This window comes from Celeribacter baekdonensis B30, from assembly GCF_000299875.1.
GTDB classification, from domain to species: Bacteria; Pseudomonadota; Alphaproteobacteria; order Rhodobacterales; family Rhodobacteraceae; genus Celeribacter; species Celeribacter baekdonensis_A.
In genome coordinates this window covers 257,396-272,449 of the sequence record NZ_AMRK01000004.1, presented here as the reverse complement: position 1 = coordinate 272,449, position 15,054 = coordinate 257,396, and the positions used below count along the sequence as shown (strand labels likewise).

Below are 15,054 nucleotides of genomic sequence, written 5' to 3'. Positions count from 1 at the left end.
CGGGGACATCCCACGCCGAACCTTAGAGTTGTTCCCCATCATACATTTGCATCAGCATCGAGGTCCCTGCCCCAAGCCCACGCGACAGGTCCGCATAGACCGCATCAAAGGCGGCGAACAGGGCAAAATTCAACTGCCGCCCGGCCTCACTGCGCGAAAACTCCACATAGCGCGCGAATTCTTCGTCGCTCAATGTATCATAGGCCAGCGTCGAAAACCCGTAGACCCATTCGGACACATCGGCGCGCACTTCGGGTTCCGTGGACCAAATCTCGCGCATCAGGTCGCCTTCGCTCATCGCGTCGGAACCCGCAACCGTCCAAAGCCCGCGGTAATAGGCGATGTCGCTGTTCATCGCGCCCACCACGTTCATTTCGACCAAGTCATTGGCCTGCACATAGTCTTCGATCAACTTGGCACGCCGGGAGTCGGGGTCGAGCGCCGCCCAAGCCTCGCCCGCGGCCGCCTGCGCCGCCTCCCCCGTCATCGCTTTGCGCGTGTCGAGTTCAAGCCGGGCGATGCGTTGCCCCAAATCGGTGGTGAAAAACGCCACCATTGGTGCAACATCCGCATCCTCAAGCGCCTTACCCATTTCAGACCGAAATGCATGTGCCATCGCCTCCGGATCATAGAGCCGATCAAGCATGTTTTGCCACGCGGGTTTTGGCACACCATAGCCCGCCTCAACAAAATCATCGGCCATCGCGCGGCCTTCGTCGGACAAGACTTCCGAGACATCGCGAAACAACAGGGCCTGCAACAGCGCATCAAGATCCTCGCCCTGCACCGCGCCAGTCCCCGCCTTGGCCGCGTAAGGTACAGACAGCGCCATTGTGACCGCCATCACCGTGACCGCGACAAAAGACATCGCTCGTGTCAGCCAAGCCCTACGAAAGCTGTGTGCATGTTCGATCATCAAAACCCTTTCCAAAACGGTCTATGGCCACGCCTCGCAGCCGCGGACATACCCGCCTTGCCCCATGGCTATACGGCCAATTCAGTTACCGAATGGTAAGCAGAGACAAAGGTTTTTGCCAAGTCACCAAAGCGTTTTTGACCACAAAGGCGGAATTTGGCGCAGCTTTGCCAAAAAGAATGTCACGAAAGGGCTTGCGCCGCCCGCACAGCCCCGCTAAATCACCCGCCACCAGACCCCCGCGGAGAGGTGCCGGAGTGGTCGAACGGGGCGGTCTCGAAAACCGTTGTCCCTTTACGGGGACCCAGGGTTCGAATCCCTGTCTCTCCGCCACTTTACCATTTCTATTGATCCATATAGAACCGCTTAGTAGCGTATAAGTCACTGAACTTATGCGCTCATCTGCGTTCGTTGATCTTATTGGCTTCGTTTCGATTTCGCTCAGTTCTGTTCAATTGATGGTACGAAATGTTGTATTCTAAATGGCCTGTACTTCTGGAAAGCTGACGAAGAATCTGGTCCGAACGCTTGGACCAGGACGACACTGCGATGGCCACGGGCCCTATCTGGTGGTTGATCCATCCTGCGCGCACCGCTGGATTGTCCGCGCAAAGGTCAAAGGACAGCGAAATCGGCAGGGCAACCCGCTACGTACCGATTTTGGCCTCGGAGGCGTGGATGTCGTGATACTCAACGTGGCTCGCGGACGTGCCTTGTTTCGAAGAGTCGCTCGGCAGGTCCATATCGAACGCCTGCAGACTATGCTTTTCCCAAGATCGTTCGAATGCCGGTTTCGGATATCGACCAGCCTGAAATCTTCCATCTATCGCAGCGTTTTCTGCCTTTGCGTTGATCCTAACGCACACCCCGTCAATACATCACTGGCCGCTGGTCTTCCCATTCAGCGGCAGTGAATATCTCCGGCAGGGTGAGGCGCGAGCAGGCGAGGATGTCGTCTTCCGGCTTCGGCAGGCTCTGCGAAAACGGCCAATGCAGGGGGATACCTTCGGGCGTGTCTTCCGTGACGATCAATCCTGCCTCGTTCACCGTCCCACCGCCTGCACGGATCAGGTCAGCGATACACAGGTCTGCAACGTCGCTGCGCAGAATGTCGATCAGCGTGCCGAATTGCCCGGCGAACGCGCCATCGGTACACCAATAGACGTGGCCCGGCGTGACCTTGGAGCCGTGGAAGTCGAGGATCATGGTGGCGTCGATGAGCTTGGTGCGGGTCACCTTGCCCGGGACCAATTCGCCCTGCTCGTCGAAGGACAGCACCATGTCGCCGGGGAGGATATCTTCGATGGGCTTTTTGCTGCCGTCCGCCATGGTGATCAGGGTGCCGGGGAGGAAGCAACGGTCAGTAATTAGCGTCGATGTGGCGTCATCGGTTTTGAATACATAGTACGAATTGTATCCCGGATCCAATGGATAGCTCGCCGCCTCCAGAAAGGGCTTACCTTCAATTGGTGTTAAGCGATTTCCTTCGAGGTCCGTCGCATAACTGATCACCACCGTGTACCCAGATTCATTCCCCGAAATTTCAGAAACGATGATAACGCCATCGCCCTCAAACGAGCGGTCATATCTCGTTACGGAAAAATCTGTTTCAAATTCGCTACTGGCAGCTTCGTAAGAAAACCCTACTTCTAGGACGTCACTGTCTCCTCCACCCACAGTCACCATCATGTCGCCGGTTTGCATGTTTCTCTGCCCCGTCACCTGAAGAGGCAGACCAATGGGGGTCCCACCGCCGATGTATGTAGCACCAGAAGTATCAATAACAAATTCATCGTTTACATCAAAAAGATCGAAGCTAATGGTCGATGAAGCAGATCCTGCAGCCCCCATCGACGCGCCTGTGAAGAATGTCAGAGTCACGCCAGATTTATCATCGTATCCAACTCCGACTCCAAAACCGGCGACCTTCCCATATACTTGACTACTTGCCATCTATTCATCGTCCCCTTTGTATAGATCACTATAAAGCTTTATCGAACTGTTCCCGAATATTCGGTTCCTTGTTCTATTAATGGGTGTCAAAACATACTGCACAAACGACCATCCCAACCCCAAGACGGCAGCAATGCCAGTTGAAATCATCAGAAATTGGCCGGCATCGTTTTTTTGCACCCAGTAATTGAGCAGAACTCCAATGACAAAGAGTGCCAATGGAACAAGTTTCATAGACGTTTCTCCTTGTGAACTTGAAATGGGCCCGGGTTTAGGGCGGTTCGGCCGCTGTTCCATGACTGTATCCAAGTAAATCTCATGCCGCTCGTGTCTATCCTCGACCGGTCCAGCAGGTGTCCCTTGGCGTTCGAGCAATAGCTCCCAAACCCACACATATATTTGTATATTATGTATATATTGTCCGTCGTCAAAATATGGGGCTTCAGGACGGTTGGAGAATTTGAGGCCTTGGCTCGTTTGTGTGATTGATTGTGATGCCTGTTTTTGATGTTGCAAGCTGTGTCGGCCATACAGCCGATCGAGGATGGCACCGCCGACCACGTGCGCCGCTTCATCCACAAAAGGATCGGCGTCCGACAGGAAATCGTTGCCGACGCGCTCGACGGGTTGAGCTATACAAGCAGCCCTATGCCTTTAACATCTGGCTCACCTTGCCGGATGGCATGAGCCGCGCGGACATCGTCGCGCATATGGCAGGTCGTAAGCTTGGCCTCATGCCTCAGACGCCTTTACCGGCCCCCTCCGCCCGAAGAGAAACTTTGTACCTGCCTTGGCGGCACAATCACCCGAGAGCCCCTTAGGGAAAACCTCTAGTTCCTCACCGACACGCTCATCCCGAACGCCATCATGGGCTGATACTCTGGCCCGCAGCACGGTCAGGGCGCGTGACGCTGGCGCGGGCCGTTCTGGTGCAGGCCTACGTTAAAACATTTCGTGTTAGACGTGGAGATTTGATGCCAAACGCTTTATTCTGTCGTTATGTCAACGCCGTCCAATTGACTTCAACACCCCCACCACAACACCCCGCCACGTCACACATCGAGCAAATTCATCTTTGCGGCAATTGCCACCGCTTCTGATGTGGTCAAGGCCGACAGTTTTTGCCGCAGGTTGCGACAGTGCATATCAACGGTCGGCAAAGAAATATTCAGCTCGTACGCAATCCGATCCCGCCGCTGGCCAGAGGCGGCCAGTCGCAACACCGACGTTTCCCGCGATGTGAGTTTTGGCAAGGCCACAGGCGTGGCCTCGCCCACCGCCTGTGGCAAAAACAAAACGATGCGGATGAGCTCGGGTTGGAACGGCAGAATGTTGATTTGCACCGGTGCCTGTCCCTCTACCCGCAAAATCGACGCCCTCGGCGGCATCTCTTTACAGGCCGCTCTCAAGGCATTTGAAAATCGCTTGGCGGGTTGGGCAGTGAAATATTCCTGCCTCTGCCCCCTCACAAAGCGCGGGTTTGCCTTGAGAAATCGCGCAGCGGCGTGATCGCGGCTCACGATCCGCGCGCTGGGAGTGACATCCAGACAGGCAAGCGCCGTTGTCTCTGCACCGGGGATCATCCGCGTGATGTAAGAGCTGTGCCTGTCCTGTGACATCTGCGCCGCCGGTCCCTGTAGGTGCATGGTCTGACGGAGGTGTCAGATCTTTAGCCAAAGATACGCGGCAGGGATTGGCGCAATCGCCCCCCTTTGGGGGGGCATGATCAAAAAAGACGCGCCATGTGCAAAAAAAACGACTTTTACCGTTTGTGAGGCCCGGTAGGTTTGAAATTTGAGGTCAGAAATGCTACGCAACCTCATATGGTTGGCTGGTTTTAGAGGCTGTGTGTTTGTGCACAACACCCTCACTCTCGAAGACACAGGACGGCACCAACACTGAACCTTGGAGAGATATCGTAGACGATGAGCCACGTATCGCAATTCATTGAAACCTTGGAGGCGGCGCTGCACACAGAGCGCAAGGTGGCCTTGCCCTCTGAGGATGCGATCTTGCTTCAGACGCAGGACAAGCCCGGCAGCGAACGGTTCTTTTTCCGCAATTTTGCCCGGTGCAGCTTCCCGGCCAATCTCTACGACCAACAAGGAATGTGCCAAATCGACACGTTTGGCGCCGCTCCCAAAGACGCCTTTCCCGCCCGGATGCGGATGCCACAAGAGGCGTCAACGGGATGTGCGTTTGTGGTGGCCGATGACCACCTCTATTTCCTCTATGATCGCATTGATCGGTGGAGCGACGCCCCGGATCATCTGGCCTTTGTCGCGGTGCGCATTGACGCGGAGCGGATTGCGGCGCTGGCGGATGACGCGCCCGATCTACGGCTGACCAAATCCGAATATCTGTTGCTGGCGCATTTGATGACCGGGCTGGATTTGAAAAACGCGGCAACGCTTTTGGGCGCGTCTTATGACACCAAACGCAAACAGGTGCAGGTCATTCAGGACAAGCTCGGGGTCAAAACCCAAACCGCCCTGCTCCGCGCCCTGTCGGTCGATCTCACCGCGCGTATTCTGGACGAGATTCTCCCCACCCAGCAGCGCAATTTTGAGACCGCTTTGGTCAAACGCCAATTCGGCAAAGACGTGATCGTCAATATGGTCACAATCGGCGAAGGGCTTGAGGTGCCGGTGTGGGAATTTGGCGCGCGCCGGGGCCGTCCGGTGTTGTATTTCCACTCGATGTTGGCACCCATCGCTTTTCACCCGGAGATGAGTTCCTGCCTGAACAAGCTTGGTTTGCGCCTGATGATTGTACCACGGCATTTCATGGGCTTTGACGGCCTTTTGGATGCCGAAACCCGCCTCAGAAAACTGACCCGAGCGCTGGCTGATACGATGGACTACCTGACCGATGAGCCGCTGATCTGTCTTGGCGAAAGCGCCGGAGTGCCGTGGCTGGCGCATTTTGCCCGGCACAATCCCGATCTGGTGTCGCATGTCATTTTGGCCGCCACGCCGCAACCCGCCGCCGCCCATCCGATGCCTGAACCAGACCACGCGCCCACGCTTTTCGTCGAAATCTCCAACCGTCTGCGCCGCGATGCGCGGGTGATTGCGGGACTGACGCGGGTCTATAACGCGATCAGCCGGGTGCCGATGTTTGCGCAAAAGGCGCTGGCGCATATGTACCGCAAATCTCCCGCCGATCTGGCCTGTCTTGAGGATTTGTTTCGCCACCCGCATCTGTGCGACTGGCTGCGTCTGATTGCCAATCACGCGACCTTGGCCTCTGTCGATGAATTGACCAACCTGCAACGCAATTGGCCAAAGGATTTGCGCGCATTGCAATGTGGCGTGACATTTGTACATGGCCTTGAGGACCCGATCAGCCCGATTGACGACATCCGGTCTGTTGCGCAAGCGCTGCCTGACGCCGCATTTCATGCGGTTGAGAATGCGGGGCATCTCATTTTCACTCAGCATTTTAAAGAATTCGTGGACCATATCGCCACACTGGCGCGCCCTGCCCCGTCCTCGTCGCCGGGCCGCGTCTGAGCGCCGCGCGGCCGCCACAGGTGGGTTAAAACCGATAGGACCATCCAAGGCGGCAATCCGTCGTGGAGCTGGTGTAAAGTGCAATATTTGAGGACTGCACCTTATAGCCGCAGGACAGTTTCGGCGTGCTGCCCAGCAGTTTGATCCGACTGTCCGAAAGAGAGACGCCAAAGCGGTAAATCTCATCGTGGCGGGCGTAATCCACCGCCGCGAAATCGGCATCATAGAGTTTCAGCGTGGCACTCATCGTCACCCCGCCGCGCAGCGTATCGGTGAGGTTTTGCGCATAGCCGACGCGCGCCGACGCGCCCCAATAGCGGTGATAGTCAAGGCTGGGTTTTGAACGCTCCACCGATCCGCCCCAGGACAGGGTTGCCCCCTGCGGCGCATCTGGGCCAAGCGCTTTTGACCATCCCGCGCCAAGGGAGGCATAGGGGCCAGACAGGCTGTCCTTGTCCAAATAGTCGCGATATTCCGCCAAGGCCGACAGGGTGAAACGCGTGGTGTCATTCACAGTTTGCGACCAGGTCCCGTGTGCCCCCAAAGCGATCCGATCCGAGCTCTGGCCTGTGAGGGCGTCATAATAGATCCGATCCGCATGAATCCCACCGCGCCACTCCGCCGACGGATCGACCCCCACGACATCCGCCGTCACCCGCCCCCGCCAATAGCGCAACTCAGGGGCCTCATACCAAATCCGGTTCAGCCCGGCGCCGATCTCCAAAGACAGGCCCTCGCTTAGGGGCGTCCGATAAGTGCCGCGCGCGCCAAACTCGACCCCGACGCCAGTGGTTTCCTCGCCACCCCCGTCGATCTCAAACCGGCCCAACAGCGTATCAAACACCGTCTCCGACGAGGAATTTGCAATGTTGGTGCTCGGCAACAGCGCGACACTGGCCGAGGCGACGAAAGGGTAGCGGTGTTGCAGCTTGGACAGGGCTTTGAGATAGGCGTCAACATGGTCGCCCTGCGCCGGGTCTCGCAGCAAATGCTTGAGAAACGCCTCGGATCGGCCCACTTGCCCTTGCCGAGCATAGGCTTCGGCGAGCGACAACTGCGCGCGCAGGTCCGTGGGGGCAAATCTGCGCGCCTTGGCAAACGCGAGCGCGGCTTTTTTCGGCGCATCTTTGGCCAAGGCCATCTGTCCCAGGTGCATAAGCTTGGCATAGGCCGCGTCAGACCCCGTGCGCGCCTCGTCTGCCTGTGCAGCTGCGCCCGATCCCAACAAGATCAAACCCAACACACACAGCCGGATCAGCCGCGAAAAGAATAAAGACCGCCCCATGCTCACACCGATGTCATTGAAATTCAGGACTTGGAAATTCAGGACGTGCTGCGAGATCCCCCGCAGCACGTTTGAAACGATCACTCGTTACGGGAAATCAGTCGGCAATGGCACCATAGCCACCTTCTTCGTAGTCGCCATCAATCGTCCCGGTCACGTCGCCATAGACCGCAAGGTCGCCCTCGTAGTCATAGAAAGTGCCGTCCATGACGAGATCGACCAGGTGATCTTCGCCATCATTCAACGTCCCATCGGCATCTGCCGTCATGCCAGTGCCCGTGATCGAGCCGTTGATCGTCAGTGACCCGCTCAACTCTGCCTCTACGGCCTGCGTATCTTGATCGTAGAGTGCGAAATTATCTGCCGTTCCTGTGACTGTCCCGCCGGTGAAATCGGCGGTCAGGGCCAGATCGCCAAGGGCTTCAAGATTTCCATCATCCCCAAGATCGCCAACGCCCAATGCCCCCGACATTGTCGCGGTGCCCGTCATCATCGCCCCGGATGCCGGATCGAGATCCCCCGCTTCTGCACTGGCAACAAGGCCTTCGAGGCTGTCATATTTTGTCGGCAAGTCGGTGTCCGACATATCGCCATCGACGGAGGAGCCGCCACATGCGGCCAAGGAAAGAGAGGCCGCCGAAAGGGCCGCCAGTGTGAAGAGTTTCATGTGATTTGTCCTGTCTGTGTCTATGTTCTGAAGACGATCCCGCAAGATCTTGGACAAAGGTTCCACCGATGCAAAATCCAAACAACCTATAGGAAGTCATAGGTTTACAGCCCTGTGTCCGCCCTGTGTCATCCTCACTTTGGGGCCATAGGGGAGCCATAGGGGAGCCATAGGGGGCACGATGCTATGCCCCTTTGCCCGCGAGACGCCATTGCACCAGCGCGTCGCCCGCTGATCCCACGCGATCATGACGACCATGCATGGGCCCGATCTCCTCAACTCGAATGGATCAAAACAGCACTGGTTATGCGGCAGATCGCTCAGCTGTCGCCCAAACAGACGGCGTTTATTCGCTTTTTCCGTCAAGATCACCGTCAAGATCACCGTGCCCCTTGCGCAGAGGCTGCCATCTGGTGCGAAATGGATGGGTATAAAAATAACAAACGATGAGAAACCTGATGACCCATATAAGCTCTGGCTCAACGCCAGTGCTGTCGGTGCGCGATCTCTCGATTGCGCTGCCCGGCAGCCACGACCGCCCCTTTGCGGTGCAAAATATCTCCTTCGATCTGAGGCCTGGCGAAATCCTGTGCATCATTGGCGAATCCGGCTCCGGTAAATCCGTGACCGCCAGTGCCGTGATGGGCCTTTTGCCCGCCGCGATGAAGATCGCGCGCGGCTCGATCCTGTTTCAGGACCGCGACATCACCACGCTCAGTGAACCCGAGATGCGCAAACTGCGCGGGCGCGCGGTGTCGATCATCTTTCAGGACCCGCTTTCGGCACTTAACCCGTTGATGACCATCGGCGATCAGATCCGCGAGGTTTTGGACACGCATTCGGTCGGCGAACCGGCCTCGCGCGCGGCCCGTGTGGTCGAAATGTTGACCGAGGTCGGCCTGCCCGACCCGTTGCTGATTCAATATCAATATCCGTTCCGCCTGTCCGGCGGCCAACGTCAGCGGGTGATGATCGCCATGGCTCTGGCCCTTGATCCCGACATTTTGATTGCCGACGAACCCACCACCGCGCTCGACGTAACGACACAGGCGCAAATCCTTGATCTGATAAGAAAAGTTCAAGAACGCAAAGGCATGAGCGTGATGTTCATCACCCATGATTTCGGCGTTGTTGCCGAGATTGCGGATCGGGTGATCGTGATGGAACAGGGCCATGTGGTCGAACAAGGTGACGCCAAACAGGTCCTGCGCGCACCTGAACACCCCTACACCCAAAAACTGATCGCCGCCGTGCCGAAAATGCGCCAAAAAGACCGTGTGCGCGACACCGAAAAGCCGGTGGTGATGCAGGTCCGTGGGTTGCAAAAAACCTATCGCACCCGCAGTGGCTTTCTGGGGCGGATGCGCGAGATCAAAGCGGTGAACAACATCAGCTTTACCCTACGCCGCGGAGAAACCCTTGGAATTGTGGGTGAATCTGGCTCTGGAAAATCCTCCATGGGCAAGGTTTTGATGAAATTGACCGAGGCCGACGGCGGCGAAATTCATTTTCAGGGCGAAGACACGCTAAAACTGAACGAGGAAAATTTTCGCCCGCTGCGCCCGCGCATTCAGATGATTTTCCAAGACCCCTATGCCTCGCTCAACCCGCGTTTCACCATCGGGCAGGCCCTGACTGTTGGCCCGATTGCCCATCGTTTGATGACTCATCGCGACGCCCGCACCCGCGCCGAAGACATCCTGCGCATGGTCGGCCTCGACGCCTCCGCCTATGATCGCTACCCGCATGAATTCTCCGGCGGCCAACGGCAACGCGTCGGCATTGCGCGCGCTTTGATGTTTGATCCCGAGGTGATCGTGGCCGACGAAGCCGTCTCTGCCCTCGATGTCTCGATCCAGGCGCAGGTGCTTGAACTGCTCGACAGCATTCGCAAAGAGCGCAAACTGGCCATGGTGTTCATCACCCATGATCTACGGGTCGCCAGTCAGATTTGCGATGAAATTCTGGTGATGCACCGGGGCGACATGGTGGAATTTGGCCCACCGTCACAGATTTTCCAAAACCCGCAACATGCCTACACGCGGGCGCTGGTGGAGGCGATCCCCGGCAGAAACGCCGCCTGACGTTCATGTTAAATCACCAAAGGTCAACACGGGGCGGCGCAAGTCGCCCCTTTTTATGATGCGCCATCTGACGCCAGTCACCGCATATCTTCCGTGAAAATTGATGAGAAATTGGGCATTAATTGTGTTTCACAATTATTTTGGTTGTTTTTCACAACTTTATTCTTGCCCAAGGCCCAATCCGGCAAAAAGCTACCCTCATACCCTTGGAAAAGCGCCTCATATGACTGACACACACCCCCACTCAAACGACCAGGACCCGCCGATCATGATCGGAGGTCTTCAGATCGACGTGCTCGAAGGGGCGTTCAGTTGGTACATCCGAACGCTTGACTCCTTCGTGTCGCGCGACCTCGACAGACGGATGAAAAATCTCGAAATCGCCCGCGGCAAAGGCAAAATCACCGCGCTGTTTTTGATCGACGATTATCCCGGCATCCGCCCCTCGCAAATTTCCGAAGTCCTGATGCGCGATCGTCCGGCCACCGGGCGGATCATCGACACTTTGGTCAACGCAGGCTTGGTGCAACGCGACATCGACCCCGACGATCAACGCGCCCAAGCGCTCTCGATCACCGAAAAAGGTCATGACGTGTCGCAACAGGTGCGCGAGATCATCCGCGCCCAAGAGGCTGAATTTTTTGACTTTATCGCGCCAGAAGACCGTGCGGACTTCATGCGGATGCTCAAACGCGCCTATCTGAACATGAGGAAAAAATGGGACTGACATCGACGAAAGTTGCGCTGATTTCCGGCGCCAGTCGCGGCATCGGGGCGGCCGTGGCCAAGCGGCTGTTTGACGCCGGTTGGGCCGTCTCCTTGGGGATGCGCCAGCCAAATCTGCCCGATTGGGCCACCTCAAACCCCGAGCGTGTGCATCTTTTTGCCTATGAGGCCGCCTCCCCCGACAGCGGCACAGAATGGTCCAGCGCTGTGATGACACAATTTGGCCGGATCGACGCGGTGGTGGCCAATGCCGGCATTTCCATCCCCAAAAGCGCGGTCGAGATCACGGATGCGGAGATGGCCGAAATGTTGGAGATCAACGTGCAAGCCCCGCGCCGTCTTGTCGCCGGATGTTGGGACGCCCTGGCCCAGTCCGGCCGTGGACGCGTGATCCTTTTGGCCTCGCTGTCGGGTCAGCGGGTCAAATCGGCGCGCTCGGGCGCCTATTCCGTGTCGAAATTCGCCGTCGTCGGACTGGCCCATGCCTTTCGCCACGCGGGCTTTGATCAGGGCATCCGCGCCACCGCGATCTGTCCCGGATTTGTCGCCACCGACATGGCCATCAGCCTTTCGGATCGCGCCCCCGATACGATGACCCAACCCGAAGATCTGGCGCGGGTGATCGACATGCTGATCGACCTGCCCAATGAGGCCAGCGTCGCGGAATTTTGTGTGAATTGCCAACTGGAGGAGTCATTTTAATGCCCGGTCCCTATGTTGTGCCCGTTTTTGGCGATGCGGCGTTGCCCAAGAAAGTCGATGTCGTCGTCATCGGCGGTGGGATCATCGGTTGTTCCACAGCCCTTGAATTGGTTGAGCGCGGCCTATCGGTGGCGCTGTGCGAAAAGGGCGGGATCGGCCATGAACAATCCAGCCGCAATTGGGGCTGGGTGCGCATCACCCGGCGCGATCCACGCGAAGTGCCGCTGATGGCGGAGGCGCTGCGGATCTGGTCGGGATTGGGAGAACGGACAGGCCGTGATCTGGGCTATACCCAATCGGGCATCGCTTTCGCCTGTGCCACGGATAAGGAATACAACGACCACGAGCGCTGGCTCGATGCGCTCAAGGATTACCAAATCGACAGCAGGATGCTGTCAGCGGCGGAATTTGCCCGGATGACGCCGGGCGGGCGGATGGACGTCAAAGGCGCGCTTTACACCTCTGTTGACGGTCGGGCCGAGCCGCAAAAAGCTGCCCCAGCCATTGCCGAGGCGGCGCGGGACCGGGGCGCGCATATCCTGACCGAATGCGCGGTGCGCGGGATTGAAACCTCCGGCGGGGCGGTGTCTGGCGTGGTGACGGAACGCGGTGAGATCGCGTGTGAACAGGTGGTTTTGGCGGGCGGCGCATGGTCGAGCCTGTTTGCCCGCAACACCGGGTTGCGCCTGCCACAGCTCAAGGTGAAAAACTCGGTGATCCGCACCAAACCACTTGAGGGCGGACCGGACTGTGCGATTTGGTCAGAGCATTTTTCCATCCGCAAACGTCAGGATGGCGGCTACACCATCGCTGACGGGTTCCGCAATATCGTCGATATCGTGCCCGACAGTTTTCGCTATATGCGCGACTTCCTGCCCGCACTTGGAGCAGAATGGAAATCCTTGATGCTGCGCTTTGGTGGCCGGTTTTACGACGAGGCCCGCATCCCCAACCGCTGGCGGATGGATGAGGCCAGCCCGTTTGAATATTGCCGCGTTTTGGACCCAAAACCGGCATTCTCCCTGCAAGACAAGGCGTTGGACAATCTGCGCCGGGCATTTCCGGTGTTTGAAAAGGCCGAAATCGCGCAACGCTGGGCCGGCGCGATTGATGTGACCCCCGATGCGATCCCGGTGATTTCCGGCGTCGATACCATCGCGGGATTCTACCTCGCCACCGGGTTTTCGGGCCATGGCTTTGGCATTGGACCTGCGGCGGGCAAACTGGCCGCCGATCTGGTCACGGGCCGCACCCCGGTGGTCGATCCGACCCCCTACCGTTTCAACCGTTTCACCGATGGCACCAAAATCGAGATCATCAGCGGTTTCTGATCTGTCCTGGCCTCTTCTGCCGGGGCCAGGGCCAAATGGGCGATGTGACAGACGCAAGGGCGCGTCGCCTTTATCAAACCTTGCGACACACACAGGGAAATTCACCATGACAGACACAGAGAAGACCACGTCTCATCTCACGCGCCGCCAAGCGCTCATGTTGATGGGAGCTGCCGGAGCAACAGGCCTGATGGGACCGATGGCGATTGGCCGCGACCGCGCCTTTGCCGCCAATGCCGATCCAAGCGGCCAACTGGTCCTGGCTTTTTCGCAAGAACCCACTGTTTTCAACCCGTTGATGCCGCATATTGAAGTGGACGAAGGCGTCTATTACGCCGTCTATGACCCGCTGTTCGATTTCGACCCAAGCGGTGAATTCTTTGCCATTCTGGCCGCCGACGTGCCCACCGTGGCCAATGGTGGCATCTCCGCCGATGGTCTCAACTGGGCCTTGACGCTCAAAGAGGGCGTGACATGGCATGACGGCACGCCGTTCACCGCCGAGGATGTGAAATTCTCGCTCGAACTGACCATGGACCCGGAATTCCGTTCTTTCCGCTCCACCGGCTATAAATTGATGAAAAACATCACCGTGGTGTCCGACACCGAGTTGACATGGGAGATGACCGAACCCTTCGCGCCGATGGCCGCAATCTTGGCCTCGACCTATATCATCCCAAAACATGTGTTTGAGGGCGTTGCTGACAAAAACGACAGCCCGCTCAACACCGCGCCCATCGGCACCGGCCCGTTCAAGTTCAAAAACCGCATGGCGGGCGATCACATCGAGCTTGAGGCCAATACCGATTACCACATGGATGGTCCCTATCTCAAAACGCTGATCATCAAATATGTGCCAGATCTCAATGTGATGTATACACAGTTCAAATCCGGCGACATCGACGTGATCGGCCTGCAATACATCACCCCGGACCATCTGGCCGAGGCGGAAACGCTGGAGGGTAAAGTCGTCAAAATCTCGGGTCAGGCGACGTTTGAATCCATCGGCCTCAACACGACCCGACCGCAGTTTCAGGAACTGGCGGTGCGTCAGGCGCTTTACGCCGCGATCGACAAAACTTCGATCATCGACGCGCTCTATTACGGCGTGCCAACCCCGACCGAAACCTACATGCCGCAGCAGTCCTACTATTATAACCCGGACCTGCCCAAGCATGAGTTCAACATCGACAAAGCCAACGCTTTGCTGGATGAGGCCGGTTGGGTGCGCGGGGCCGATGGCATCCGCGAAAAAGACGGCGTGAAACTGGCCTTTTCCAACTCGACCACCGCGGGCAACCACCTGCGCGAACAGGCGCAGCAGTTCATCCAACAGACCTTCCTTGAAATCGGTGTGGCGATGGAGATCAAAAACCTGCCCCCCGCCGTCATGTGGGGCGATTACTGGATGAATTCCGAATTCGATTCCGTGGTTGTGGGTCTCAACACGCTCGCAGGGGCCGACCCGGACACCTCGGATTACTTCATGTCCACCGCCTCTCCGGTGCTTGGTGGTGCGGGGCAAAACACCTTTGCCTATAACAGTGCCAAAGTGGATGAGCTGCTCACCAAGGGCGCTTTGAGCTTTGTCCCCGAGGACCGCAAAGCCATCTATCAGGAGATGCAGGCCGTGATCCGCCATGATCTGCCCTTCCTGCCTATGTTCCAATATTCGGTAATCAAAGGCTGGAAAGACGATGTGACCGGCCCGGCACCGAACGTGAACAACCGCATCGACAGTTGGAACGTGCGCGACTGGAAACGCAGCTAAACGCGCGTTCCCTTGGGCGCGGCAGTCCTCCCCCTGCCGCGCCCTCATCGGAACCGGCCCCACGCGAAAGAGGCCGGACCTCAACCCAAACCTCGCACAAAGAG

General features: G+C 57.6%; 13 protein-coding genes and 1 tRNA gene. 8 read left to right on the top strand and 6 right to left on the bottom strand.

Features of this window, described 5'->3' with window-relative positions; genetic code table 11:
* Positions 1 to 22: 22 nt before the first annotated feature.
* The gene (locus B30_RS09415) at positions 23 to 916 is read right to left on the bottom strand and encodes a DUF2059 domain-containing protein (RefSeq protein ID WP_009571817.1); all 894 of its coding nucleotides are present in this window, start codon (positions 914 to 916) and stop codon (positions 23 to 25) included.
* Between the two features lie 243 nt (positions 917 to 1,159).
* Here B30_RS09415 and B30_RS09410 point away from each other — a divergent pair.
* Positions 1,160 to 1,249, top strand: a tRNA-Ser gene (locus B30_RS09410).
* Between the two features lie 216 nt (positions 1,250 to 1,465).
* A complete protein-coding gene (locus B30_RS22155) occupies positions 1,466 to 1,603 on the top strand; it encodes a hypothetical protein (RefSeq protein WP_157789805.1) in 138 nt (45 codons plus the stop codon).
* Positions 1,604 to 1,786: 183 nt separating this feature from the next.
* On the opposite strand, the gene B30_RS09405 is transcribed toward B30_RS22155, so the two are convergent.
* The 3 genes from B30_RS09405 to B30_RS21355 all read right to left on the bottom strand — a co-directional run bounded on the left by B30_RS09405 (position 1,787) and on the right by B30_RS21355 (position 4,488).
* Positions 1,787 to 2,797, bottom strand: a complete 1,011-nt coding sequence (locus B30_RS09405; protein ID WP_152003378.1) for a Hint domain-containing protein — start codon at positions 2,795 to 2,797, stop codon at positions 1,787 to 1,789.
* A gap of 72 nt (positions 2,798 to 2,869) precedes the next feature.
* The gene (locus B30_RS09400) at positions 2,870 to 3,103 is read right to left on the bottom strand and encodes a hypothetical protein (protein WP_009571815.1); all 234 of its coding nucleotides are present in this window, start codon (positions 3,101 to 3,103) and stop codon (positions 2,870 to 2,872) included.
* 818 nt (positions 3,104 to 3,921) lie between these two features.
* Positions 3,922 to 4,488, bottom strand: a complete 567-nt coding sequence (locus tag B30_RS21355) for a response regulator transcription factor (RefSeq protein ID WP_157789804.1) — start codon at positions 4,486 to 4,488, stop codon at positions 3,922 to 3,924.
* Positions 4,489 to 4,794: 306 nt separating this feature from the next.
* On the opposite strand from B30_RS21355, the gene B30_RS09390 reads away from it, so the two are divergent.
* Complete coding sequence (locus tag B30_RS09390) at positions 4,795 to 6,384, top strand: alpha/beta fold hydrolase (RefSeq protein ID WP_009571813.1); 1,590 nt, start codon at positions 4,795 to 4,797, stop codon at positions 6,382 to 6,384.
* 25 nt (positions 6,385 to 6,409) lie between these two features.
* Here the strand turns inward: B30_RS09390 and B30_RS09385 are convergent, their stop codons facing one another.
* Both B30_RS09385 and B30_RS09380 read right to left on the bottom strand, forming a co-directional pair.
* A complete protein-coding gene (locus B30_RS09385; RefSeq protein WP_009571812.1) occupies positions 6,410 to 7,738 on the bottom strand; it encodes a surface lipoprotein assembly modifier in 1,329 nt (442 codons plus the stop codon).
* A gap of 28 nt (positions 7,739 to 7,766) precedes the next feature.
* Positions 7,767 to 8,336 carry a hypothetical protein gene (locus tag B30_RS09380; RefSeq protein WP_009571811.1) on the bottom strand — a complete coding sequence of 190 codons (570 nt, stop codon included), beginning with the start codon at positions 8,334 to 8,336 and terminating at the stop codon, positions 7,767 to 7,769.
* Between the two features lie 458 nt (positions 8,337 to 8,794).
* On the opposite strand from B30_RS09380, the gene B30_RS09370 reads away from it, so the two are divergent.
* The 5 genes from B30_RS09370 to B30_RS09350 all read left to right on the top strand — a co-directional run bounded on the left by B30_RS09370 (position 8,795) and on the right by B30_RS09350 (position 14,950).
* A complete protein-coding gene (locus B30_RS09370) occupies positions 8,795 to 10,420 on the top strand; it encodes an ABC transporter ATP-binding protein (protein WP_040402209.1) in 1,626 nt (541 codons plus the stop codon).
* 223 nt (positions 10,421 to 10,643) lie between these two features.
* Positions 10,644 to 11,147, top strand: coding sequence for a MarR family winged helix-turn-helix transcriptional regulator (locus B30_RS09365; RefSeq protein ID WP_009571808.1), 504 nt, complete (start codon positions 10,644 to 10,646; stop codon positions 11,145 to 11,147).
* Positions 11,138 to 11,848 carry an SDR family NAD(P)-dependent oxidoreductase gene (locus B30_RS09360; RefSeq protein ID WP_009571807.1) on the top strand — a complete coding sequence of 237 codons (711 nt, stop codon included), beginning with the start codon at positions 11,138 to 11,140 and terminating at the stop codon, positions 11,846 to 11,848. The genes B30_RS09365 and B30_RS09360 overlap by 10 nt, the downstream gene beginning before the upstream one ends.
* Positions 11,848 to 13,179, top strand: coding sequence for an NAD(P)/FAD-dependent oxidoreductase (locus tag B30_RS09355; RefSeq protein ID WP_009571806.1), 1,332 nt, complete (start codon positions 11,848 to 11,850; stop codon positions 13,177 to 13,179). Before B30_RS09360 ends, B30_RS09355 begins: the two co-directional genes overlap by 1 nt.
* 106 nt (positions 13,180 to 13,285) lie before the next feature.
* On the top strand, positions 13,286 to 14,950 hold the full coding sequence (locus B30_RS09350) for a peptide ABC transporter substrate-binding protein (RefSeq protein ID WP_009571805.1): 1,665 nt from the start codon (positions 13,286 to 13,288) through the stop codon (positions 14,948 to 14,950).
* Positions 14,951 to 15,054: the final 104 nt, after the last annotated feature.